21 protein-coding genes are annotated in these 23,681 nt (G+C 70.9%); 7 read left to right on the forward strand and 14 right to left on the reverse strand.

The window, feature by feature from the left end; all coding sequences use genetic code 11:
- Positions 1-24 precede the first annotated feature (24 nt).
- From ACZ60T_RS14165 to ACZ60T_RS14175, 3 genes are all read right to left on the reverse strand, one after another.
- Entirely contained in the window at positions 25-2,973 is a 2,949-nt protein-coding gene (locus tag ACZ60T_RS14165) for a beta-galactosidase (protein ID WP_469666571.1), read from the reverse strand.
- 84 nt (positions 2,974-3,057) lie between these two features.
- Complete coding sequence (locus ACZ60T_RS14170; RefSeq protein WP_469666119.1) at positions 3,058-4,032, reverse strand: aldose epimerase family protein; 975 nt, start codon at positions 4,030-4,032, stop codon at positions 3,058-3,060.
- A 9-nt stretch (positions 4,033-4,041) separates the two neighbouring features.
- Complete coding sequence (locus tag ACZ60T_RS14175) at positions 4,042-4,929, reverse strand: SGNH/GDSL hydrolase family protein (RefSeq protein ID WP_469666120.1); 888 nt, start codon at positions 4,927-4,929, stop codon at positions 4,042-4,044.
- A gap of 240 nt (positions 4,930-5,169) precedes the next feature.
- Here ACZ60T_RS14175 and ACZ60T_RS14180 point away from each other — a divergent pair, with 240 nt between their 5' ends.
- Positions 5,170-5,664, forward strand: coding sequence for a DUF3145 domain-containing protein (locus tag ACZ60T_RS14180; RefSeq protein ID WP_252427118.1), 495 nt, complete (start codon positions 5,170-5,172; stop codon positions 5,662-5,664).
- 87 nt (positions 5,665-5,751) lie between these two features.
- On the opposite strand, the gene ACZ60T_RS14185 is transcribed toward ACZ60T_RS14180, so the two are convergent.
- The 5 genes from ACZ60T_RS14185 to ACZ60T_RS14205 form a co-directional block, all read right to left on the reverse strand.
- Positions 5,752-7,023: a beta-ketoacyl-[acyl-carrier-protein] synthase family protein gene (locus tag ACZ60T_RS14185; protein ID WP_469666121.1), complete on the reverse strand. Its 1,272-nt coding sequence runs from the start codon at positions 7,021-7,023 to the stop codon at positions 5,752-5,754.
- Positions 7,024-7,141: 118 nt separating this feature from the next.
- A complete protein-coding gene (locus ACZ60T_RS14190; RefSeq protein WP_252427114.1) occupies positions 7,142-7,390 on the reverse strand; it encodes an acyl carrier protein in 249 nt (82 codons plus the stop codon).
- Positions 7,391-7,493: 103 nt separating this feature from the next.
- On the reverse strand, positions 7,494-8,525 hold the full coding sequence (locus tag ACZ60T_RS14195; RefSeq protein WP_469666122.1) for a beta-ketoacyl-ACP synthase 3: 1,032 nt from the start codon (positions 8,523-8,525) through the stop codon (positions 7,494-7,496).
- Between the two features lie 19 nt (positions 8,526-8,544).
- Positions 8,545-9,459 (reverse strand): ACP S-malonyltransferase, encoded by a 915-nt coding sequence (locus ACZ60T_RS14200; protein ID WP_469666123.1) that lies wholly within the window; start codon positions 9,457-9,459, stop codon positions 8,545-8,547.
- 89 nt (positions 9,460-9,548) lie between these two features.
- Positions 9,549-10,754 (reverse strand): PucR family transcriptional regulator, encoded by a 1,206-nt coding sequence (locus ACZ60T_RS14205; protein WP_365619555.1) that lies wholly within the window; start codon positions 10,752-10,754, stop codon positions 9,549-9,551.
- A gap of 85 nt (positions 10,755-10,839) precedes the next feature.
- Here ACZ60T_RS14205 and ACZ60T_RS14210 point away from each other — a divergent pair, with 85 nt between their 5' ends.
- On the forward strand, positions 10,840-11,496 hold the full coding sequence (locus ACZ60T_RS14210; RefSeq protein WP_469666572.1) for a pirin family protein: 657 nt from the start codon (positions 10,840-10,842) through the stop codon (positions 11,494-11,496).
- Positions 11,497-11,567: 71 nt separating this feature from the next.
- Here the strand turns inward: ACZ60T_RS14210 and ACZ60T_RS14215 are convergent, their stop codons facing one another.
- Positions 11,568-12,392, reverse strand: coding sequence for a serine hydrolase domain-containing protein (locus ACZ60T_RS14215; RefSeq protein WP_365619558.1), 825 nt, complete (start codon positions 12,390-12,392; stop codon positions 11,568-11,570).
- A gap of 19 nt (positions 12,393-12,411) precedes the next feature.
- On the reverse strand, positions 12,412-12,879 hold the full coding sequence (locus ACZ60T_RS14220; protein WP_469666124.1) for a GNAT family N-acetyltransferase: 468 nt from the start codon (positions 12,877-12,879) through the stop codon (positions 12,412-12,414).
- 95 nt (positions 12,880-12,974) lie between these two features.
- Here ACZ60T_RS14220 and ACZ60T_RS14225 point away from each other — a divergent pair, with 95 nt between their 5' ends.
- Both ACZ60T_RS14225 and ACZ60T_RS14230 read left to right on the forward strand, forming a co-directional pair.
- Positions 12,975-13,421, forward strand: a complete 447-nt coding sequence (locus ACZ60T_RS14225; RefSeq protein ID WP_469666125.1) for a MerR family transcriptional regulator — start codon at positions 12,975-12,977, stop codon at positions 13,419-13,421.
- Positions 13,418-14,434, forward strand: a complete 1,017-nt coding sequence (locus ACZ60T_RS14230) for an aldo/keto reductase (RefSeq protein WP_469666126.1) — start codon at positions 13,418-13,420, stop codon at positions 14,432-14,434. The genes ACZ60T_RS14225 and ACZ60T_RS14230 overlap by 4 nt, the downstream gene beginning before the upstream one ends.
- A gap of 19 nt (positions 14,435-14,453) precedes the next feature.
- Here the strand turns inward: ACZ60T_RS14230 and ACZ60T_RS14235 are convergent, their stop codons facing one another.
- The 3 genes from ACZ60T_RS14235 to ACZ60T_RS14245 form a co-directional block, all read right to left on the reverse strand.
- Complete coding sequence (locus ACZ60T_RS14235) at positions 14,454-15,320, reverse strand: DUF4429 domain-containing protein (protein ID WP_469666127.1); 867 nt, start codon at positions 15,318-15,320, stop codon at positions 14,454-14,456.
- 98 nt (positions 15,321-15,418) lie between these two features.
- Positions 15,419-16,627 (reverse strand): alpha/beta hydrolase, encoded by a 1,209-nt coding sequence (locus tag ACZ60T_RS14240; RefSeq protein WP_469666129.1) that lies wholly within the window; start codon positions 16,625-16,627, stop codon positions 15,419-15,421.
- Between the two features lie 121 nt (positions 16,628-16,748).
- Entirely contained in the window at positions 16,749-17,390 is a 642-nt protein-coding gene (locus tag ACZ60T_RS14245; RefSeq protein ID WP_469666131.1) for a TetR family transcriptional regulator, read from the reverse strand.
- A 110-nt stretch (positions 17,391-17,500) separates the two neighbouring features.
- On the opposite strand from ACZ60T_RS14245, the gene ACZ60T_RS14250 reads away from it, so the two are divergent.
- A complete protein-coding gene (locus tag ACZ60T_RS14250; protein WP_469666132.1) occupies positions 17,501-19,132 on the forward strand; it encodes an MFS transporter in 1,632 nt (543 codons plus the stop codon).
- Between the two features lie 225 nt (positions 19,133-19,357).
- On the opposite strand, the gene aceE is transcribed toward ACZ60T_RS14250, so the two are convergent.
- Positions 19,358-22,105, reverse strand: coding sequence for a pyruvate dehydrogenase (acetyl-transferring), homodimeric type (gene aceE, locus ACZ60T_RS14255; RefSeq protein WP_469666133.1), 2,748 nt, complete (start codon positions 22,103-22,105; stop codon positions 19,358-19,360).
- A 474-nt stretch (positions 22,106-22,579) separates the two neighbouring features.
- On the opposite strand from aceE, the gene ACZ60T_RS14260 reads away from it, so the two are divergent.
- Together ACZ60T_RS14260 and ACZ60T_RS14265 are read left to right on the forward strand one after the other, a co-directional pair.
- Positions 22,580-23,017 (forward strand): DUF3052 domain-containing protein, encoded by a 438-nt coding sequence (locus ACZ60T_RS14260; RefSeq protein WP_365619578.1) that lies wholly within the window; start codon positions 22,580-22,582, stop codon positions 23,015-23,017.
- A 124-nt stretch (positions 23,018-23,141) separates the two neighbouring features.
- Entirely contained in the window at positions 23,142-23,600 is a 459-nt protein-coding gene (locus tag ACZ60T_RS14265; protein WP_365619581.1) for a peroxiredoxin, read from the forward strand.
- The last annotated feature ends 81 nt before the right edge of the window (positions 23,601-23,681 follow it).

Here is a 23,681-nt window from a genome sequence, read left to right on the forward strand (position 1 = left end):
ACACCGTCGCCACGGAAGTGCTCTCTAGCCCATCCAGCCGGGCGAGTGCAGCCGCGCCACGGGCACCCCTCCGGCCGCCCGGCCGAGCAGCGTCAGTTCGACCCGGCCCGGACCCGACGCGGTGGTCCCGTCGGCCAGGACCGCCAGCGCCAGCGTGTTGTCGCCCCGGGTGTCGAGCACCCCGTTCGGCAGGACGAAGGTGTGCTGCGGGCCGACGTCGTTGATGTACTGGCCCATGTTCCAGCCGTTGAGGAAGAGCTGCGCCCGGTAGGCGCGGGCCGGGTCGTCGCTGAAGGTCAGCCCGATCGACGCGTCCGTACCGGGATCGACGTCCAGCCGGAAGACCGTCCGGTACCAGACCACGCCCTGCCCCCGGTCCGCGCGCGGCAGGCGCACAGGCCGCCAGGTGTCGTCCGGGAACCCGGGCAGATGCCAGCCGTGCCGCTCCCCGTACAGACCACCGTTGTTGAGCGGACCACGCACGGGATCGGGGTCCGTCTCGCCCTGAATCCGCCAGCCTGGCTTGGGCGTCGCCCCGTCGAAGGTGACGGAGGCGATCCCCCGCCCCGCCTTGTGCGCGTCGTTCGCCTGGAGGTCCTCGTCGTGCTGCATACGGCGGACGAGTACGGACAGCACATGGTCACCGGACGACCCGACCGCGACGGGGAACGTCGCCGTCGCCGACCAGGTCCCCTTCCGTACCGTCTTCCGGTCCGGCACGGGCATCCGGTGCGTGCCCAGCGGTCTGCCGTCCAGCCACGCCATCAACAGCCCCTGGGCGCCGGTGACATAGGAGAACGAGACCGACCGCGCGCGGGCCGCGCCCTCGAACCGGCCCCGGTACCAGACGTCCCCGTAGTGGAAGCCGTAGTCGTCGGCGAAGAGGACCGGCTGCCCGGCGGGCAGCGGAGTCGTACTGAACGAGGCGGTACGGTCGGCCACTTGCCACCGCGAGTCGTCGAAGTCGGCGGCCGACTCGGGGTTCTCGGCCATGCGGCGCCACCCGGTCAGCTCGGGCAGCCGGACCGGTCCCACGCCCGGCAGCCGCCGCACGGCACGCAGACTGCCGGAGGACGTGGCGCGCGTCCGCAGTGGACTCCCGTTCCAGACCACCTCGTCGACCCCGCGCGGAGCCCACACCTCCAGATCGGCCGCGTCGACCGTGTCCCCGGTGAGATGCGCGCTCGCGCCGCGCAGTACGACGGTGCGCAGCAGCTCGGGCCCGTACACCAGGACCGGCCCCGACGGCGTGGGGTGACGCCACAGCCGTACGGACGTCTCGTCGTCCGCGAGCAGAAGCAGCAGCGGCCGTGCCACACCCGCGCCGCTCACCGACAGCCGGGTGAGCCCGCCGAGGGTGGCGTCCACGCTGAGGGCGTCGTGTTCGTACGCGGTCCGGGCGGTCCCGTCGAGCACGGTGACGGTCGGCTCGCTGGCGCACTCCAGAACGGTCCGTGTCTGTTCCCCGAGGCGGCCGGTGAGCACCGCGATGTCCTGGCGCCCGGTGGTCAGGCGGAGCATGGGCTGGGCGGTGGACCACCGCAGCGTCCGCTGCCCCAGGGAGAGCCCCGTGGCCAGCAGCCGGGCGTCCCGGCCGGGGACGGGCACGGGGACGTCCGTCCCGGCGAGCGGGACGGTGGCGACGGCCTCGGCGGAGGTGTCGTTGCGCAGGACGAGGACCTGGGTCCCGGTGGCCGGATCGGCGAGGTGGTAGGCCTTGATCCCGGGGGCGCCGGGGTCGATGTCCGCCGCCCGCTCCAGCGCGGCCAGTTCGGGCGCGCTCTGCAACAGATAGCCGATCTGGTGCAACGGGACCAGTTTGGCCGTCGGCCCGCGCCCCTCGTCGAGGCAGGCCCCGTAGTCGTACGACGTGTAGACGATCGGCGCGGGCAGCCAGCCCCAGGACGTGCCGCCGAAGGCCATGTAGATGTTGTGGGCCGTGATGCCGTTGGCGAGGTTGGTCAGATAGAAGCGCCGCTCGTACGCCGCGTCCCGGGTGCGGCGTGATTCCGCGTACCCCTTGCCGCCGAACTCGACGCCACCCCACGGATCGAACCAGCCACCCCCGAACTCGGCCAGGAACCCAGGGGTGTCCGGGCTCGCGGTCGCCCCGCCCTTCGGGCCACCGGTCCCGAAGTACCCCCAGTCGGGCGGGGTCTTGGACGGCGAGGGATAGCCGTCGAAGCCGTACAGCCAACGCCCGTGCTCACCCGCGGTGTCGAACGAGCCGGGCGTCCAGTACCCGTTCCTGCCCTTGTCGTTGTGGAACAGCGGGACGTCGATGCCGTCGGCGCGGACCTTCCGGTACAGATGGGCCATGTAGGCGCGCCCGGTGGCCTCGGTGACATGGTTCTCGTACTCGTTCTCCAGTTGGTAGAGGACGACGGTGCCGGTGCCGCGCGTGTACTGATGGCGCACCGCGATCCGGTTCACGGCGGTCAACCACTCGTCCACGTACGACAGATAGGTGGGGTCGGCGGTACGGGCCATGCCCCGCGTCGCGGTCAGCCAGCCGGGGAAGCCGCCCGCGTCGACCTCCGCGTTGATGTACGGGCCCGGCCGCAGGATCACGTACAGCCCGGTCTCGGCGGCCGTGCACAGGAACAGATCGAGGTCGCGGACGCCCGTGAAGTCGTACGAACCCGGCGCGGGGGAGTGGTAGTTCCAGGCGACGTAGACGCTGACCGTGTTGAAGCCGTGGGCGCGCAGCTTCTGCAGGACGTCCCGCCACAGCGACGGGCTCGGCAGCCGGAACGGATGCATCTCGCCCGACCACAGCACGACCCGCTCGCCGTCGACGATCATCGAGTGCCGGTCGAAGCCCACGGTGTGCGCCCGCCCGTCCGCATCCGCCGGGCCGGGGGCGGGCCGAGCCGGTGCGGTGGCGGCGTACGCCCTCTGGTGCGTGGCGAGCGGGAGGCCGAGCGCGGCGGTGGCGACGGTCGCGCCGAAGGTACGTCTGCTCAACACCAGGAGTCTCCTCAGGGGCGCGGAATGCCGTCATTGTCCACGCCGCACGGCACGACTCCGGGTGCGCCGCGCCCTCGCCCGGGAGTGTCAGTCGCGAACGCCGAAGCCGTACACGGTCTGTGAGCGGTACACCTCGCCCGGCAGCAGACGCGTGCTCGGGAACTCCGGGTGGTTGGGGGAGTCCGGGAAGGCCTGCGTCTCCAGCGCGACGCCCTCGCAGGCGATGAACGGGGCGTCGAGGTGGTCCGCGGTGTAGAGCTGAAGGCCCGGTTCGGTCGTCGCCACGGTGAGGAGCCGCCCGGACGCCGGGTCGTACAGCTCGGCGACCTCCTCGGGGGCGCCCGTCACGCCCTTGTCGAGCACGAAGTTATGGTCGTACCCGGAGCCGACCTTCCGGGCCGCCCGGAAGTCGAAGCGCGTGCCCGACACGGCGTCGAGCGCGCCCGTCGGGATCAGGGCCGGGTCCACGGGGGTGAACCGCGAGGCGGCGAGCCGCAGTTCATGCCCGCTCGCGGTGCCCGCACCGGCCAGGTTCCAGTACGTGTGGTTCGTCAGGGCCACCACGGTCGGCGCGTCCGTGACCGCCTCGTACGCGATCCGCAGCGCGCCGTCCGCGTCGAGCGAGTACGTCGCCGAGACCTCCAGCCGGCCCGGGAAGCCCCCCTCGCCGTCCGGACTCACCCGGGACAGCCGTACGCCGTGCTCGACGGACTCGCCCTCCCACACCCGCTTGTCGAAGCCCCGCGCACCGCCGTGCAGGCAGTTCGGCCCGTCGTTCGCCTCCAGAGCGTGGGTTTGGCCGTCGAGCGTGAAGCGGGCGCCCGCGACGCGGTTGGCGTAGCGCCCCACCAGCGCCCCGAGATAGGGCTGCGGGTGGCCGACATAGCCGTCCAGCTCCGGGAAGCCCAGGACCACATCGGCGCGGTGGCCGTCGCGGCCCGGGACCTCGACCGACTGCACGATCCCGCCGTACGACAGGACCCGCACCCGCACCCCGCCTCGCTCCAGCGTCCAGCGGTGGACCGGCGTCCCGTCGGGCAGTGTGCCGAAATGTTCACGCATGTGGGAACCCTAGGCCACGGGCTTCTTCGCCGTGACCGTTCGGTAGGCGATCTCGGCCAGGCGGGCCTGACCGTTCCTGCTCGGATGGAACCAGTCCCAGTGGCTGAGCTGCTCGGGGCCGAAGCGGAAGTCGAAGACCGCGTTGCCGTCGAAGCGGCAGCGCTGGTCCTTCGCACAGACCTCCCCGAGCACCTTGTTGTACGCCTCCACGCGCGCCTGGACCGTGTCGCGCCGCTTGATCGCCGCCGCGTCCTGCGCGTCCGCGTCGGCCAGCATCGACGGACAGATCCCCAGCTTCCACACCTGCTTGCCCAGCGGGTTGGTCCGCCCCTCCGACCACAGCCGCTTCAGATTCGGCACGCTGGAGACATACACCTGGGTCCGGGGCAGTGTCCTGCGCAGCGTGTCCATCGCGGCCTGGAACTGGGTGCGGAAGTCCGCGACCGGGGTCATCGACGCGGTGGACGTACGGCAGACGTCGTTCGCGCCCGCCATCACCGTCACCAACTCCGGCTTCTTCACCGCCGCTTGCGTCATCTGCTCGGACAGATCCGACATCCGGGCCCCGGTCGCCGCGTAGTTCCAGCTCCGCTCGGCGGCCCCGGTCGTCCCGAGCAGCCGTACGGCGAGGCTGTCGACCTCCTTGTCGCCGCCCGTCGCCCAGGACACCTCGGGGCAGTCGGACAGCACGGTGCAGGCGTCGAAGCCGCGGGTGATGGAGTCGCCGACGGCGGCGATCGAGTCGGGGGAGCGGTTCCAGGCGGGGGTGGGCTTGGCCCGCGTGGCCGTGCTCGGCGAGGTGGAGCCGCCCTCCCCGGCGACGCACCCGGTGAGACCCAGCGCCGCCGCCGCGGCGAACGCGATGACGGTACGTGAACGGTGGCTTCGCTTCCGCATCCCCTGATCCCCTCGTTCCTCGTCCACGCCCGGCCGGTCCGTGCCGCAGTTGTTCGATCTATCTTCGAACATGCTGTGTCAAACCCGCGTCCCCTTGGGTGAAACCTAGGAGTTCGCGGGCACCATGACCGACGGTACGTCACACTCCTTGGCCTGCCGCACGGTAGCCTCGCCCCGTGGCTGCCCTGCCACACCCGTTCCGTAAAGTTACAAGATGTCGCGGTCTGCCCGGAGGTTCAGGTGACGACACGTGGAGTCCTGTACGTGCACTCCGCGCCCCGCGCACTGTGCCCGCATGTCGAGTGGGCCGTCGCGGGCGTGCTGGGGACGCGCGTCAGCCTCGACTGGATCCGGCAGCCCGCCGCCCCCGGCACCTGGCGCTCGGAGTTCTCCTGGCAGGGCCAGGCAGGCACCGCCTCCAAGCTCGCCTCCGCGCTGCGCGGCTGGCAACTGCTGCGCTTCGAGGTCACCTCGGAGCCCTGCCCGACCGCCGAGGGCGAGCGCTACAGCTGCACCCCCGACCTCGGTATCTTCCACGCGGTCACCGGCATCCACGGCGACATCCTGATCCCCGAGGACCGGCTGCGCGCCGCGCTGGTGCGCTCCCAGCGCGAGGAGACGGACCTGGAGGCCGAACTCGCCAAGCTGCTCGGCAAGCCCTGGGACGACGAGCTGGAGCCCTTCCGGTACGCCGGAGAGGGCGCCCCCGTGCGGTGGCTGCACCAGGTCGTCTGATCCCCCGTCAAGAGCGCGAGAAGGGCCCCCACCGACCGGTGGGGGCCCTTCTTCGTGAAGCGTCGGATCAGACCGTGAAGCGTCGGATCAGATCGTACGGAACGCCAGGACCACGTTGTGGCCACCGAAGCCGAACGAATTGTTCAGCGCCGCGATCCGGCCCTCGACGGGCAGCTTGCGGGCCTCGCCGCGGACGATGTCGGCGCAGGCCTCCGCCTCCGGGTCGAGGTTCTCGATGTTGATCGTCGGCGGGGCGATGCGGTGGTACAGCGCGAGCACGGTCGCCACCGACTCCACGCCGCCCGCGCCACCGAGGAGATGACCGGTCATCGACTTGGTCGCGGAGATCGCGATGTGGTCCGTGTCGTCGCCGAACACCTTGCGCAGCGCCTTCAGTTCGGCCACGTCACCGGCCGGGGTGGAGGTGGCGTGCGCGTTCGCGTGCACGACCTCCGCCGGGTCCAGGTCGTTGTTGTCCAGCAGGTTCTGCAGGGCGCACGAGATACCGCGGCCCTCGGGCTCCGGCTGCACGATGTCATGGCTGTCGGCCGAGATGCCCTGGCCGACCGCCTCCGCGTAGACGCGGGCACCGCGCCGGGCGGCGTGCTCGGCCGACTCCAGGACCAGGACGCCCGCGCCCTCACCGAGGACGAAGCCGTCACGGCCGGTGTCGTAGGGCCGCGACGCGCCCTGGGGGTCGTCGTTGTTCTTGGACATCGCCATCATGTTGCCGAACGCGGCGATCGGCAGTGGATGGATGGCCGCCTCCGTGCCGCCGGCGACGACGACGTCGGCGCGGCCGGTGCGGATCATCTCGATGGCGTAGCCGATGGCCTCGGCGCCCGACGCGCAGGCGGAGACCGGGGTGTGCACCCCGGCACGGGCGCCCACGGCCAGGCCCACGTTGGCGGCCGGGCCGTTCGGCATCAGCATCGGCACGGTGTGCGGGGAGACACGGCGAACGCCGTTCTCCTTCAGCACGTCGTACTGGTCGAGCAGAGTCGTCACGCCACCGATACCGGAGGCGATGACCGCGCCCAGCCGGTCGGGGTCGACGGAGTCGTCGGCACCGGCCTTGTCGGTGAAGCCGGCGTCCGCCCAGGCCTCCTTGGCGGCGATCAGCGCGAACTGCGCCGACCGGTCGAGGCGGCGGGCCTGGGGCCGGGGGATGATCTCGGACGGCTCCACGGCGATCTGAGCGGCGATCCGGACCGCCTGCGCGGCGGCCCAGTCCTGCTCCAGCGGTCGGGCACCGGACTTGCCGGTGACCAGGCCTTCCCAGGTAGAGGCCGCGTCGCCACCCAGCGGTGTGGTTGCGCCGATACCGGTGACGACCACGGTGCGATTGGTCGAGCTCACGGGAATTCTTTCTCCAACGGATGCGAGGATTCAGCGGCGCCACCGCCGGGTGGCGGGGCAGCGGCCCGACAGCCGGGCAGGGCCCGGAGTCCGGCAGTCTGCCCGGATGATCGGTCGATCAGTCCTGGTGCTTGAGGATGTACTCGGCGGCGTCACCGACCGTCTTGAGGTTCTTGACGTCGTCGTCGGGGATCTTCACGGAGAAGCGCTCCTCGGCGGCGACGACGACCTCGACCATGGACAGCGAGTCGACGTCCAGGTCGTCGGTGAAGGACTTGTCCAACTCGACGTCCTCGGTGGGGATCCCGGCGATCTCGTTCACGATCTCGGCGAGACCGTCGACGATCTCTTTCTGAGTGGCGGCCATGTCAGGCGCTCCTTCATTGATATTCAGACGGTGTGGCGCCCGCCGCGTCAGCGGCAGGGGTCTGCGGTTCCCGCACCGGACCGCATGATCCGGCACGGAGTACCTAGGGGAGGGTAACGACCGTGGCGGCGAACACGAGCCCCGCCCCGAAGCCGATGATGAGCGCGGTGTCGCCGCTCTTCGCCTCCCCGGTCGCCAGGAGCCGCTCCATCGCGAGCGGGATCGAGGCGGCCGAGGTGTTGCCGGTGGTGCGGATGTCACGGGCGACCGTGACGTGCTCCGGCAGCTTGAGGGTCTTGACCATCGAGTCGATGATCCGCACGTTCGCCTGGTGCGGGATGAAGACGTCCAGGTCGTCCGCGGTGATCCCGGAGGCCTCCAGCGCCTGCTGGGCGACCTTCGCCATCTCGAACACGGCCCAGCGGAACACCGCCTGGCCCTCCTGCGTGATGGCGGGGAACTTCACGTTCCCCTCGCTGTCGAGCGGCAGGTGGGAGAGGTCGCCGATCCGGAACGTGTTCCACGGGATCGTCTGCTTGATGGTCTCGTTCTTGTCGCCCTCCGAACCCCACACGGTCGGACCGATGTGCGGTTCGTCGGAGGGGCCCACCACGACCGCGCCCGCGCCGTCGCCGAACAGGAACGCGGTGGCGCGGTCCTCCAGGTCGGTCAGGTCGGACAGCCGCTCCACGCCGATGACGAGGACGTACTCCGCGGAACCCTCGACGATCATGCCCTTGGCGAGCGTGAGGCCGTAGCCGAAGCCCGCGCAGCCGGCCGAGATGTCGAAGGCGGGCGCCTTGTTCGTCCCGAGCTTGTCGGCGATCTCGGTGGCGACGGCCGGGGTCTGGCTGAAGTGCGAGACGGTCGAGACGACGACCGCGCCGATCTGCTCGGCGGTGACGCCCGCGTCGGCGATCGCCTTGCCCGAGGCCTCGATGGCCATCGCGGCGACGGTCTCCTCGTCGTTCGCCCAGTGCCGGGTCTCGATACCGGACCGGGAGCGGATCCACTCGTCGGAGGAGTCGATCTTCTCCAGGATCACCTCGTTGGGCACCACGCGGACGGGGCGGTAGCCGCCGACGCCCAGGATGCGCGCGTACGGGGCGCCCTTCCGTGCCTTGATCTTCGACATGCTGCTCTAGGGCTCCTTGTCAGGCGCTGTGCTCGGCGACGAGAACGCGAGCGGCGTCGAGGTCGTCGGGGGTCTTCAGGGCGAGGGTGGTGACGCCCGGCATCGCGCGCTTGGCGATGCCGGTGAGGGTGCCGCCGGGGCAGACCTCGATCAACGCGGTCGCGCCCAGCTTCTGGAAGGTCTCCATGCACAGGTCCCAGCGGACCGGGTTGGCGACCTGGCCGACCAGGCGCTGGAGCACCTCCGCGCCACCGGAGACGGTCTGGCCGTCCTTGTTGGAGACGTAGGTGACGCGGGGGTCGGCGGGCGTCAGGGCCTCGGCGGACCGCGCGAGGGCGTCGACCGCGGGGGCCATGTGACGGGTGTGGAAGGCGCCCGCCACCTTCAGCGGGACGACCCGGCGGACACCCGCGGGCTTGTCCTCGGTCAGCGCGGCGAGCTGCTCCAGGGTGCCGGCGGCGACGATCTGTCCGGCGCCGTTCACGTTCGCCGGGGTCAGGCCCAGCTTCTCCAGGTGCGGGATCGTCGTCTCGGGGTCGCCGCCGAGCAGCGCCGACATGCCCGTGGGCGTGAGGGCGGCGGCCTCGGCCATGGCGAGGCCGCGTCCGCGGACGAGGCCCAGCGCGGACTTCTCGTCCAGGACGCCCGCGAAGGCGGCGGCCGTGATCTCACCGACGCTGTGTCCGGCGACGGCGCCCGGGGTGACATCACCGAGGGCCATGGCGGACAGCAGCCCGGCGGCGACCAGCAGCGGCTGGGCGACAGCCGTGTCCCGGATGGCGTCGGCGTCGGCCTGCGTCCCGTAGTGGACGAGGTCGAGCCCGATGGCGTCCGACCAGGCCGCGATGCGGTCGGCGGCGCCGGGGAGTTCGAGCCAGGGGGTCAGGAAGCCGGGCGTCTGGGCGCCCTGGCCGGGAGCGACGAGTACGAGCACTCTCACACTCTCTCGTGGGGACGGCCGGGGCCGCCCGTGGGGACAGGGACGAAGAACAGCAGGGTGTTTTGTACAACTCCTACAAGCGTCTAGATCTGAGGATCTCCCTCGGCGAGGCGCCCCAGGATCAGGGCGATACGCAGCGTGAACGCGGAGCGTACATCAGAGGGTGACCAGCCGGTGACGTCAGTCACACGTCGCAGCCGGTAGCGCACGGTGTTCGGGTGAACGAACAGCATGCGGGCCGCTCCTTCGAGGCTGGAGGCTTGCTCCAGATAGACGCTGAGGGTCTCCAGGAGCGCGGAGCCCGCCTCTTCCAGCGGTCTGTAGATCTCCTCCACCAACTGCTCCCGCGCGCTGGGATCACCGGCGATCGCGCGCTCCGGGAGCAGGTCGTCCGCCAGGACCGGACGCGGTGCGTCCTGCCAGGCCGAGCACGCCTTGAGGCCCGCCGTGGCGGCCTGCGCGGACCGGGTCGCGGACTGCAGATCGGGCACGATCGGCCCGGCGACGACCGGTCCCGCGGCGAACGGCCCGATGAGCGACTTGGCGGCGGCCAGCGGGTTGTCGCTGCCGCCCGAGATCACCACGAGCCGGTCCCCGAGCACGCCCGTCAGGACCTGGAGCTTGGCGTGCCGGGCCGCCCGCCGGATGGCCTCGACGGTCAACTCGCTGTCACCGTCGGGCGCCGTGCCGAGGACCACGCACACATGCTCCGGAGAGTTCCAGCCGAGCGCGGCGGCCCGGCTGACCGCCCCCTCGTCGGCCTCCCCGCTGAGTACGGCGTTGACGACGAGTGACTCCAGGCGCGCGTCCCAGGCGCCGCGCGCCTCGGCGGCCTGGGCGTAGACCTGGGCGGTCGCGAAAGCGATCTCACGGGCGTAGACGAGGAGCGCCTCGCGCAGCACGGACTCGTCACCGGGGGCGGCCACCTCGTCGATGGCGGACTCCATGACCTCGATGGTGGTCCGCACCATCTCCACGGTCTGGCGCAGGGTGATGGCCCGGGTCAGCTCGCGGGGCGCGGTGCCGAAGACATCGGTGGAGATGGCCTGCGGGGCGTCCGGGTGCCGGAACCACTCCGTGAACGCGGCGATGCCCGCCTGGGCCACCAGCCCGATCCAGGAACGGTTCTCCGGGGGCATCGCCCGGTACCACGACAGGGTCTCGTCCATGCGCGCGATGGCCTGCGCGGCGAGGCTTCCGGACGACTTCTCCAGCCGCTTCAGGGACGCTGCATGCGGATGAACCGAGTGCGCTGCGGGTTCGGGGGTGTGGGATTGGGGTTCGGGCACGGGGACAAGAGTGCCTTATCAGGACGGGGTCGTGCGGCGGCGGGTCTCCGAGGGCGCCGGGCGCGGGACTACGGTGGGGGCCGTGATGGATGTACGGCGCGCCGGTGAGCGCTACCGCGGCGGGGACCCGGCGGCCGGGATCGAGTCCCTGCACGCCTTCAGCTTCGGACCGCACTACGACCCGGACAACCTCCGCTTCGGCGCGCTGGTCGCCTGCAACGAGGAGCGGCTGGCCCCCGGCGCGGGCTTCGACGAGCACCCGCACAGCCATACGGAGATCGTCACGTGGGTGGTGGAGGGCGAGCTGACCCACCGCGACTCCACGGGCCGCACGTCGGTGATCCGCCCCGGCGACGTCCAGCACCTGAGCGCGGCGAGCGGCGTCCGCCATGTGGAACGCAACGACGGCGAGACCCCGCTGGTCTTCCTCCAGATGTGGCTGACCCCGACGCCCCCGACGGACACCCCGGCCTACAAGACGATCCCCGGCCTCCCGGACTCGACCCCGTACGCGGTGCCTCGCGCAGGAGCGGTACTCCACGTACGCCGCCTCGACGCGGGCGAACGCACGGAGGTGCCGGGCGCCGAGTATGTGTACGTCCATGTCGTACGGGGTGAAGTACGGCTGTCCGGCGAGGAGCTGAGGCCGGGTGACGCGGCACGGATCACGTCCGCCGCGAAGGAGACGGAGCTGCGGGCGGTGACGAGCGCGGAGGTGTTGGTGTGGGAGATGGAGGGGTGAACGCCTCGCCCGCGCCCTCGACGCTGACCTGACGATCAACCTCACCCCTCACGGCAACGCCGCCTGAGCCGTCACGCTGTGCGCAGTTCCTTCAGGATCGCGTCCGTGAAGGGGGGCCAGGTCTCTATCGCCCACGGGCCGAACGCGCGGTCTGTCAGGGTGACGCAGGCCGCTTCCGCGGTCGGGTCGATCCATAGGAACGTGCCTGCCTGGCCGAAGTGGCCGAAGGTGCGGGGGGAGGACGAACTGCCCGTCCAGTGCGGGGACTTGGTGTTCCGGATCTCGAAGCCGAGGCCCCAGTCGTTGGGGTTCTGGTGGCCGTAGCCGGGCAGGACGCCCTTCGTGCCGGGGTACTGGACCGTCATCGCCTCGGCGACCGTGCGCGCGTCCAGCAGGCGCGGTGCCTGGACCTCGGCCACGAAGCGCGCCAGGTCCGCGACCGTCGAGACGCCGTCCTTGGCCGGGGAGCCCACGAGGCTCGTCGAGGTCATGCCCAGCGGTTCGAGCACCGCCTGGCGGGCGTACTCGGCGAACGGGATGTCCGTCGCCTTCGCCACATGATCGCCCAGCACCTCGAAGCCCGTGTTGGAGTACAGCCGCCGCTCGCCGGGCGCCGACATCACGCGGTGCTCGTCGAACGCGAGCCCGGAGGTATGGGCGAGGAGATGGCGGACCGTGGCGCCGGGCGGCCCCGCGGGCTCGTCCAGCTCGATCGCCCCCTCCTCGTACGCGACGAGCACCGCGTACGCGGCGAGCGGCTTGGTGACCGACGCCAGCGGGAAGCGATGGCCGACCGGGCCGTGCGTACCGGACACGGTGCCGTCCGCGCGGACGACCGCCGTCGCGGCGGTGGGGACGGGCCAGTTCTCGATCAGCGCCAGGCTCTCCAGGGACATGGGCACGAGCCTATGCGGCTCACAGCTCCAGCCGCATCGAGGGGTCCGGCTTGCGGACGAAGCCCAGCGACGCGTACAGCGGCTCGGCCTCGGCGGACGCGTTCAGACCGACCTGTCGTACGTCCTGCTCCCGGAACCAGTCCAGCAGGGTCTCCATACAGGCGCGGGCGTACCCCCGGCGACGCGTGCCGGGGTCGGTCGCGACGCTGAAGACATGCCCCACCCGCCCGTGCGGATTGCCCTTGCGGCCGATCCGGTACTCGACCGTCCCGGCCGCCAGCGCCGCCAGCGCGCCCAGCCGCTGCGGATGGTCGACCACGAACGCCGCGAAGCCGTCGTCCGGAACGGCGAGCCGGTGGCGGATGGTCGGCAGGGACTCCGCCTGCCACTCGGTGGAGCCCGCGGCGTAGACGGAGTCCAGCATCACCTGGCGCAGGCGCAGCACTTCTTCGGCGTCCTCGGGCACGGCCCGTCGTACGAGACTCATGACCGCCACGCTAATCGGCCCGCCCGGCAGGGGCTCGCCGATTCCTCCCCGTCCCGCTTGCTTCGAGTGCACTCCAACCTCCTAGCGTGGGGGCCATGACGGTGACGCAGACCCCTGCCCCGCCCCGCCCGCAGCCGCGCCCCGACGGGCAGGACCGCTACACGATCAGCGAGGTCGCCGCCCGCACCGGGCTGACGGCGCACACCCTGCGCTGGTACGAGCGGATCGGGCTGATGCCGCACATCGACCGCTCCCACACCGGTCAGCGCCGCTACACCGACGCCGACCTGAACTGGCTCGACTTCGTCGGCAAGCTCCGGATGACCGGGATGCCGGTCGCCGACATGGTCCGGTACGCGGAGCTGCTGCGCGAGGGCGAGAGCACGTACGGCGCGCGGCGCGAACTTCTCGAGGCCACCCGGAGGGACGTCCTGGCCCGGGTCGGCGAACTTCAGGACACGCTCGCGGTACTGGACCGCAAGATCAGCTTCTACGCGGAGGCGGGATGCCGCTGCGAGACGGAGAGGACGGCCACCCGATGAACGACAGCAGGATCGCGACGGTACGGCTCGGCGAGAGCGGCCCCGAGGTCGGTGTGCAGGGCCTCGGCTGCATGGGCATGAGCTTCGCCTACGGCCCCGCCGACGCCGAGTCCTCCCGCGCCGCGCTGGAGCGGGCGCTGGAACGGGGCGTCACGCTCTTCGACACGGCGGACATGTACGGCGCGGGGGAGAACGAGACGTTCCTCTCGCCGTTCTTCCGGGCGCACCGGGACGAGGTGGTCATCGCGACGAAGTTCGCGCTGTCGACGGACCCGACCGACCCGAACAAGCGGATCATCCGTAACGACCCGCCCTACATCCGCCGGTGCGTCGAGGCGAGCCTGCGGCGCCTCGGCGTGGACGTGATCGACCTCTACTACATGCACCGGCGCGATGTGCGCGTCCCGATCGAGGACAGCGTCGGGACCATGGCCGAGCTGGTGCGCGAGGGCAAGGTGAAGCATCTGGGCCTGAGCGAGGTCACGGCGGACGAGCTGCGGGCCGCGCGGGCGGTGTATCCGATCGCCGCCGTGCAGTCGGAGTGGTCGCTGTTCAGCCGGGACATCGAGGCGCGTGTGGTGCCCGCCGCCCGGGAGCTGGGCGTGGCTCTGGTGCCGTACTCGCCGCTCGGCCGCGGCTTCCTCACCGGCTCCTTCGCGAACGCCGAGGCGGACCTCACGGACCAGGACTTCCGCCGTACGATGCCCCGCTTCACGGGGGAGAACGCGGCGGCCAACGCGGCCCTGCTGGAGCCGGTGCGGACCGTCGCGCAGGCCCATGACGCCTCGCTGGGCCAGATCGCGCTGGCCTGGGCGCAGCAGCGGGCCGCGGTGCACGGCCTCACCGTCGTGCCGATCCCGGGGACGACCAAGCGGGCGCGGGTGGAGGAGAACACGGCGGCGACGCGGATCGTGCTCACCGAGGACGAACTGGCGCTGCTGGAGCCGATCGCCGCGCGGGTGTCGGGCGACCGCTACCCGAACATGTCGATGACGTCCGCCGGGCGGGAGTAGGGCTCCCGAGGGGCCGGAGCTACAGCTCCGCCAGCAGCTCCGCCTTCTTCGACGCGAACTCCTCGTCCGTGACCAGCCCCGCCTCGTGCAGCTCCCCGAGATGCCGGATCCGCTCGGCGATGTCCGCCGGGTCCCGGCGGGGCGCGGGCACCGTGACCGGGGCGGGCACGGCGGGCGCGGGACCGGTGGGGCGCACCGCGGCCAGCACCGCCGCGGCGAACGGCAACGACTCGTGGACCGACCCGTACCCGAGCCCGAAGACGACGGCGGCCGGATCCTGGTCCGGCGGGGCCGGCCGGGCGCCGCAGGCGGGCTCACGCCGCAGCAGCCGCAGATGGCCCTCGACGCCCCGCGGGGAGCGCCACTGGACCCCGCCCAGGTCGGCGACCGGGAAGTTCTGGTCGCCGACCTTCCACTTGGCGGAGGACGCGCCCGTCGAGGACCACCGGAAGGCCACCGCCTTGCCGTCGAAGGACGCCTTCCCGTCGTAGGCCTTGAACTGCATCGGCGCCTCGGGCGGCGCGACCAGGAACCGCTCCGCGGGGGTGTCGTCGCCGAGTAGGAGGCGCAGTTCGCTCGCGTAGTACTCGGCGAGGCGTTCGCGGTCGGCGGGCAGGACCAGCCGGTAGGGGTCGTCGGACTCCTTGAGCTGTCCGTCCGCCGCCTCCATCAGCGGGTCGGCACCGGGCCGTGGCCGCGCGTGCAGAACGACCGTTCCGCGCCTTCCGGCACTCACTGTCACCTCCGTGATCGCCTCCAGCGGGACACGGCGTTCACCGAGTGCCTGGAACAGCCTCGGCGTGCGGATTCCCCGTTCGAAGCGGATGAGCACGGAGTCGGACTCGAACTCCCAGGCGGCATGAAATCCGGCCAGTACGTCACCCATGCGGCTCATCGTATGCGGCACGTGCTCTTCCGTCGCCTCCCTGGACAGACCGTGATGAGGGGTCTTCTACGCGCGTCGGGTCGACGCCGTGCTCCGCGTCAGGCCCGCGCCGCGCCGGGCAGCGCGGCCCGGCAGGCGTCGCCGTCGCCCAGGCACCGTACGGCCTGGTACGTGCCCGTGCCGATCGCGGCGAAGTTGTGCAGGCTCGTGGTGCCCGGCACGAAGTACCCGGCGTGCCCCTTCGCCCCCCGCGCCGACATCACCCGCGCCCCGAAGCCGCCGGAGACCGGGTCGGCGCCGTGGCCGAGGCCCCCGACCTCCAGATACGGCACGTCCTGGATCCAGTCGTCGGCGTCCCGCATGGCCCACACGCGGGCCGTGGTGCGCAGCCCGGCGGCGCTCTGGCTGCGCATGCCGGGGCTGCCCGCCACCGCGATGTCGGACACCCGCGCGGGCAGCCGGTGCGCGGCGACCCCGCACAGCACCGAGCCGTAGCTGTGGCAGTAGAGCTGGACCGGCGCGCGGCCGGGCAGGGCGCGCACCAGGGCGTCGAGCCGTACGGCACCCTCCTCGGCGCGCATCGCCGTGGCCGCCTCCATGCCGAGCCCGCCGGGCGCGGTGTAGTCGGCCCAGGCGATCACGGCCGTACGGGTCCCCGGGCTCGCCGCGTGCTCGGCCCGGTACAGCGACCGGGCCATGCCGACCGGCGCCGAGTACGGGCGGAAGGTGCGCTGGAAGGTGAGCACGTCGGTGTCCACCCCGGGGACGACGACCGAGATCCGCTGGGCCCGGTCCAGGTTCCCGAAGACCTCGGCGACGCGTCCCGTGCCCTCCGGGTCGAAGGCGAGGATCTGCCGGTGGCTCCGCATCAGCGCCTGGAAGCGCTGCATCCGGCGGTCCGCCTCCTGCTGGCCGACGGGCGAGAGCCGGTCGTCGTGCGTGCGGGCGCGCTCGACCTCGCGCTGCTGACCGAGGGCGACGCGGTTGGCCTCGTAGCGCAGCTCTACGGGCGCCCCGTTCATGTTGCCGACCGCGAGCGGGTAGCGGTGGGCCAGCCGGGAGCGCTGCGGGGCGCTGAGCGAGGCGAAGAAGTGGGCGAGCCGGGGCGGGCTCGCGTCCGGGGACGGCAGCCGGTGTCCGGCGATCACTCCGTGCTCCCACGCGGAGCGCGACGCCTGGAGGGGGCTTTCGCCGCGGTGGCTGTGCACAGCGGTCCAGCCGGTAGTGGCGAGCATCACGAAGACGACGCCGACCGCGAGCAGCGCGCGCCAGACGTTGAGTTGTGGGGAGCTGTCGAAGGAAGTCACTGGAAGGACACACTAGGAGAACGAGAGTGTCTCGCGTTAACCGAGTGACTGATATCACGTTTCGCGTGCGCCAATTGCGGCAATTCCGATGCGGCTTGTGCCCGCACGTGTCACCCGCCGCTCAGCCGGTCCGCCACTTCTCCGCCAGCGCGGGCCGCACCGCGTCGAGATGGCAGGCGGTCAGCTCGCGCATCGAGGCGGGGCTGTTGTCGTCGCCGCAGCTCCACAGGCGTTTCGTGACGCGCAGTACGCCGCAGAACACGGCCACCGCGACGCGCGGTCGCGGGTCCTTGTCCAGGTCGAGCCCCTCGCGCTCGGCGATCACCTCGGCGAGCCGCTCCTCCAGCTCCGCCGAGCGGCGCAGTTGGGTGGCGAGCAGCGCCGGGGTCGATTCGATCAACCGGCAGACGCGCAGGTGCAGTTCGGGCGGGAGGAGCTGCCCGACGACCTCGCCGAGCGCGTCCCAGACCTCCAGGACCGCCTGGCGCAGCGCCTCCAACGGTGCCTCGTGGGGCGGGCGTTGGCGTACGGCGTCGAGGAACTGCGCTTCCGTGACCGACTGGGCGAAGAAGACGGCCTCCTCCTTGCCGGCGAAGTAGCGGAAGAACGTGCGCTGCGAGACATCCACGGCCTCGGCGATCTCGTCGACCGTCGTGCGCTCGTACCCTTGCGCGAGGAACAGTTCCAGGGCGGCGTGCAGCAACGCGTCCCGGGTGCGCTGCTTCTTGCGCTCACGCAGCCCCGGCCGCGACACGGTCACCATGGTTCCTCTTCCTCCATTCGCCCAGTTCAGCCTATCGGGCAGAGTCGTGACAGCTACCGACTCCTGAATGTGTTTGTCAAATGTCAGACACTGTCACTAGCCTCGAACGCATGACTAGTCAGACCACCGTCGACGCGACGGAACCGGGGGACGGGGCGTCCAGGACGTCGGCGGCCCCGCTCGATACAGCGCCGGGGCGCGGACTGCGCGGGCATCCGTGGTTCACCCTCGTCTCGGTGGCCATCGGCGTGATGATGGTCGCCCTCGACGGCACCATCGTGGCCATCGCCAACCCGGCCATCGCCAAGGACCTCGGCGCCAGCTTCGCCGACGTCCAGTGGATCACCAACGCGTACTTCCTCGCCCTCGCGGTCACGCTGATCACCGCGGGCAAGCTCGGTGACCGCTTCGGCCACCGGCAGACCTTCCTGATCGGCGTGGTCGGCTTCGCCGCCGCCTCCGGCGCCATCGGCCTGTCCCACAGCATCGCCCTCGTGGTGACCTTCCGGGTCTTCCAGGGGCTGTTCGGCGCGCTGCTGATGCCGGCCGCGCTCGGTCTGCTGCGGGCCAGCTTCCCGGCCGAGAAGCTGAACATGGCGATCGGCATCTGGGGCATGGTCATCGGTGCCTCCACCGCGGGCGGCCCGATCCTCGGTGGTCTGCTCGTCCAGCACGTGAGCTGGCAGTCCGTCTTCTTCATCAACGTGCCGGTCGGTGTGCTCGCGCTCGTCCTCGGCCTGGTGATCCTCACCGACCACCGCGCCGAGAACGCCCCGCGCTCCTTCGACCTGGCCGGCATCGCGCTGCTGTCGGCCGCCATGTTCTGCCTCGTCTGGGCGCTCATCAAGGCCCCGACCTGGGGCTGGGGCGACGGCAAGACCTGGCTGTTCATCGGGGTGTCCGTCCTGGCCTTCGTCGGCTTCTCCTTCTGGGAGACGAAGGTGAAGGAACCGCTGATCCCGCTCGGGCTGTTCCGCTCGGTGCCGCTGTCGGCGGGTGTCGTGCTGATGGTCCTCATGGCCATCGCCTTCATGGGCGGCCTGTTCTTCGTGACCTTCTATCTGCAGAACGTCCATGGGATGAGCCCGGTCAAGGCGGGTCTGCACCTGCTGCCGCTGACCGGCATGATGATCGTCGGCTCCCCGCTCGCGGGCGCCGTGATCACCAAGGCGGGCCCGCGGATCCCGCTGGCCGGCGGCATGGTCCTCACCGCGGTCGCCATGTTCGGCATGTCGAAGCTGGACACGGACACGGGCAGTCCCACCATGTCGCTCTGGTTCGCCCTGCTCGGCCTCGGCCTCGCCCCCGTGATGGTCGGCGCCACCGAGGTCATCGTGGGCAACGCGCCGATGGAGCTGTCCGGTGTCGCGGGCGGGCTCCAGCAGGCCGCGATGCAGATCGGCGGCAGCCTCGGCACGGCGGTCCTGGGCGCGGTGATGGCCTCCCGCGTCGACAGCGACCTCCCGGGCAACTGGGCCGACGCCAAGCTGCCGCCGTTCGGCCCAGGACAGCTCGACAAGGTCTCCGAGGCGGTCCAGGTGGGTGTCGCCCCGGTACCGAAGGGCACCCCGGCCCCGATCGCCGAGGCCATCACGAAGGTCGCGCACGACACGTTCATCTCCGGGATGAGCCTGGCCTGCCTGGTCGCCGCCGGGGTCGCGGCGGTCGCGGTCCTGGTCGCGCTGCTCACCAAGCGAGGCGCGAACGCGGAGGCGGGCGGCGCGGGCGCCGGGCATATCTGACGTCACCCGTCAGAGTGAACACGCTCAAGATCCCTCCCCTCCCACGCGCGCCGCAGGCAACAGTGGGCCACGTCCTTCGCACGGCACCGCCGCACACCGGAGGACGGCCGGACTGTGCGCGCTGCCGGAGGGGGGCAGCGCGCGGGCAGATCCCCCACACCGGCATGCCGAAGGGCGGCGGAGCACGATGCTCCGCCGCCCTTCACCGTCCGGTCCTGCGAGGCGTTACGCGTCGCCGCCCGCCGCGCCCGGGTCGGCCGCGTTCACATCGAGCAGCCGGTAGTGGTCTATGGCCTGCTTCAGCACCGAGCGGTCGACCCGCCCCGCCTTGGCCAGCTCGCTGAGCACCGCGACCACGATCGACTGCGCGTCGATGTGGAAGAAGCGGCGCGCCGCGCCACGCGTGTCCGCGAAGCCGAAGCCGTCCGCGCCCAGGGACTGATAGGCCCCCGGCACCCAGCGCGCGATCTGGTCCGGAACCGAGCGCATCCAGTCGGACACGGCCACGAACGGACCCTCGGCCCCGCTCAGCTTCCGCGTCACATACGGCACCCGCTGCTCCTCCTCCGGATGCAGCAGGTTGTGCCGCTCGACCTCGACGGCCTCGCGCCGCAGCTCGTTCCAGGACGTCGCGGACCAGACGTCGGCCCGTACGTCCCACTCCTCGGCGAGGATCCGCTGCGCTTCGAGCGCCCAGGGAACCGCCACCCCGGAGGCCATGATCTGCGCCGGTACGGCACCCGCCGTGCCCTCGCTGATGCGGTGGACGCCCTTGAGGATGCCCTCGACGTCCACGTCCGCCGGCTCGGCGGGGTGCCGGATCGGCTCGTTGTAGACGGTGAGGTAGTAGAACACGTCCTCGCCGTGCGGGTGTTCGGCCGAGGAGCCGTACATCCGGCGCAGACCGTCCTGCACGATGTGCGCGATCTCGTAGCCGTACGCCGGGTCGTACGCCACGCACGCCGGGTTGGTCGAGGCCAGCAACTGCGACTGGCCGTCCGCGTGCTGAAGGCCCTCGCCGGTCAGCGTCGTACGACCGGCGGTCGCGCCCAGCACGAAGCCGCGCGCGAGTTGGTCGGCCATCTGCCAGAACTGGTCGCCCGTGCGCTGGAAGCCGAACATCGAGTAGAAGACGTACACCGGGATGAGCGGCTCGCCGTGCGTGGCGTACGCCGAACCCGCCGCCATCAGCGACGCCGTGCAGCCCGCCTCGGAGATGCCGTCGTGCAGCATCTGGCCGGTGGGCGACTCCTTGTACGCGAGCAGCAGCTCACGGTCCACGGCCTCGTACTGCTGGCCGAGCGGGTTGTAGATCTTGGCGCTCGGGAAGAACGAGTCCATGCCGAAGGTGCGGTACTCGTCGGGCGCGATCAGCACGAACCGCTTGCCGATCTCCTTGTCCCGCAGCAGGTCCTTCAGCAGCCGCACGAAGGCCATGGTCGTGGCGATCGACTGCTGACCCGTGCCCTTCTTCACGCCCGCGTACGGCGCGTCGTCCGGCAGCCGCAGCGACGTGGACCGCACGACGCGCGTCGGGACGTACCCGCCGAGCGCATGGCGGCGGTCGTGCATGTACTGGATCTCCTCCGAGTCCCGGCCCGGGTGGTAGTAGGGCGGCAGGCCCGACTCCAGCTCCTTGTCGGAGATCGGCAGATGCAGCCGGTCGCGGAAGTGCTTGAGGTCGGAGACCGTCAGCTTCTTCATCTGGTGCGTCGCGTTGCGGCCCTCGAAATTGGGCCCGAGGGTCCAGCCCTTGACCGTCTTGGCCAGGATCACCGTCGGCTGGCCCTTGTGCGCCTTGGCCGCCGAGAACGCCGCGAAGATCTTCCGGTGGTCGTGACCGCCGCGGCCCAGGTGCAGGATCTGGTCGTCGGTCATGTCCTCGACCATCGCGCGCAGCCGGTGGTCGTCACCGAAGAAGTGGTCGCGGATGTAGCCACCGGACTCGGTCGCGTACGTCTGGAACTGGCCGTCCGGCGTGATGTTCATCTTGTTGACCAGGATCCCGTCCCGGTCCTGCGCCAGCAGCGGGTCCCAGGAGCGGTCCCAGATCAGCTTGATCACGTTCCAGCCGGCGCCGCGGAAGACCGACTCCAGCTCCTGGATGATCTTGCCATTGCCGCGGACCGGGCCGTCCAGGCGCTGGAGGTTGCAGTTGACCACGAAGGTCAGGTTGTCCAGCCCCTCACGGGCGGCGAGGGTGAGCTGCCCGAGCGACTCGGGCTCGTCCATCTCGCCGTCGCCGAGGAACGCCCAGACCTGGGACCGGGAGGTGTCCGCGATCCCGCGCGCCTCCATATAGCGGTTCATCCGGGCCTGGTAGATCGCGCCGATCGGGCCGAGGCCCATGGAGACCGTCGGGAACTCCCAGAAGTCCGGCATGGAGCGCGGGTGGGGGTAGCTGGAGAGGCCGTAGGGCGCCTTGGACTTCTCCTGGCGGAAGCCGTCCAGATGCCGCTCGCCGAGGCGGTCGAGAAGGAACGCGCGCGCGTAGATACCGGGGGAGGCGTGCCCCTGGAAGAAGACCTGGTCGCCGCCGTCGCCCTCGTCCTTGCCGCGGAAGAAGTGGTTGAAGCCCACGTCGTACAGCGAGGCGGAGGAGGCGAAGGTCGCGATGTGGCCGCCGACGCCGATGCCGGGCCGCTGGGCCCGGGAGACCATGACGGCGGCGTTCCACCGGGTGGCGTTGAGGATCTTGCGCTCGATCTCCTCGTTGCCGGGGAAGAACGGCTCGTCCCGGGTCGCGATGGTGTTGACGTAGTCCGTGCTGCGCATCTCGGGCACGGCCACGCGCTTCTCGCGCGCGCGCTCGATCAGACGGAGCATCAGATAGCGGGCCCGCTCCCGGCCGCGCTCGTCCACAGCGGCGTCGAGGGAGTCGAGCCACTCCTTGGTTTCCTCGGGATCGAAGTCAGGAACCTGACTCGGAAGGCCGCCAATGATGATCGGATTGCGATCGGATCCGGAAGCCACGCTGTTCCTTACCTGTCAGAGGGCCACTGGCCACTGTCCGTGTGCCTTGGTCATGTGCCTGCGCCGCTCCCATCGTGTACCCAGGGGGAGCAAACGTCATCTCTACTGTGAAGTAACCCGCCGGGCCCATGGCCTCCGGGGCGGGCCGGACCAAAACGCAACGATACGCTCAGGCTGTGACGTGTTCCGCAAAGTCGTTCGGTTCTCGCATGACCAGAGGGTTCCGAAATACGCAAATCGGGCAGAACGGTGTGGTGTGCATCACCCTGGGGCGCGATACGGTGCCTGGAGTTGCGGCGACACGGCCAGGATCGTCACCGTTTTGGCGGTCTGAACGGCCGGGTACTTGCGCGATCCGCCCCGCCCGTGTGGACTACGGCCAATGCTTCGCGTACGCGCGTGGCTGAGATTCCCCCGCGTTCGGAAGGAACGAGGGGGGATATCCCCATCCAAGACATGATCAGGAGGCAACCCGTGAGCGCGACCGCGGACCACGCGGAGGAGCGGACGAACCCTGCCGCGAGGCTGGGGTTCCAGCCCGAGCAGGTGGTCCAGGAGATCGGCTACGACGACGACGTCGACCAGGAGCTCCGCGAGGCCATTGAAGAGATCATCGGCAGCGAGCTCGTCGACGAGGAATACGACGACGTCGCCGATGCCGTGGTGCTGTGGTTCCGCGACGAGGACGGCGACCTGACGGATGCGCTGGTGGACGCCACCACGTACATCGAGGAAGGCGGCTCGATCCTGCTCCTGACGCCGAAGACCGGCCGTACGGGCTACGTGGAGCCGAGCGAGATCTCGGAAGCCTCGACGACGGCGGGTCTGTCCGCGTCCAAGAGCGTCAGCGTGGGCAAGGACTGGAGCGGCTCCCGGCTGGTGACGCCGAAGGCGGCGAAGTCCAAGCGGTGACGCTTGGCAGAACATCGTGACCACCGGGCGGGCTGACAGTGATCAGCCCGTCCGGTGGGCTGCTGTGGCCGCTGCGTAGGGTGGTTCCCACCCGAATCAGTCCCACCCGAAGGGATGCAGGACCATGGCGATCCAGGTCGGCGACAAGGCCCCCGACTTCGAACTCAAGGACAACCACGGCGCGACCGTGCGGCTCGCGGACTTCCGCGGCCACAAGAACGTGGTGCTGCTCTTCTACCCGTTCGCCTTCACCGGCGTGTGCACCGGCGAGCTGTGCGCGCTGCGCGACAACCTCCCGGCGTTCGTCAACGACGACACCCAGTTGCTCGCCGTCTCCAACGACTCGATCCACTCCCTGCGCGTCTTCGCCGAGCAGGAGGGGCTGGAGTACCCCCTGCTGTCCGACTTCTGGCCGCACGGCGAGACCTCGCGCGCCTACGGCGTCTTCGCCGAGGACAAGGGCTGCGCGGTGCGCGGGACCTTCATCATCGACAAGGAGGGCGTCGTGCGCTGGAGCGTGCTCAACGACCTTCCGGACGCCCGTGACCTGAACGAGTACGTCAAGGCGCTCGACACCCTGTGACCGGTTCGTTCCCAACGCCTGCGGCGTGCGGGAACCCGTCAGTAGGATCGAGACGTTGATCCGATACCAACGCACGACGGG

Source organism: Streptomyces sp. NPDC104371 (assembly GCF_055583785.1).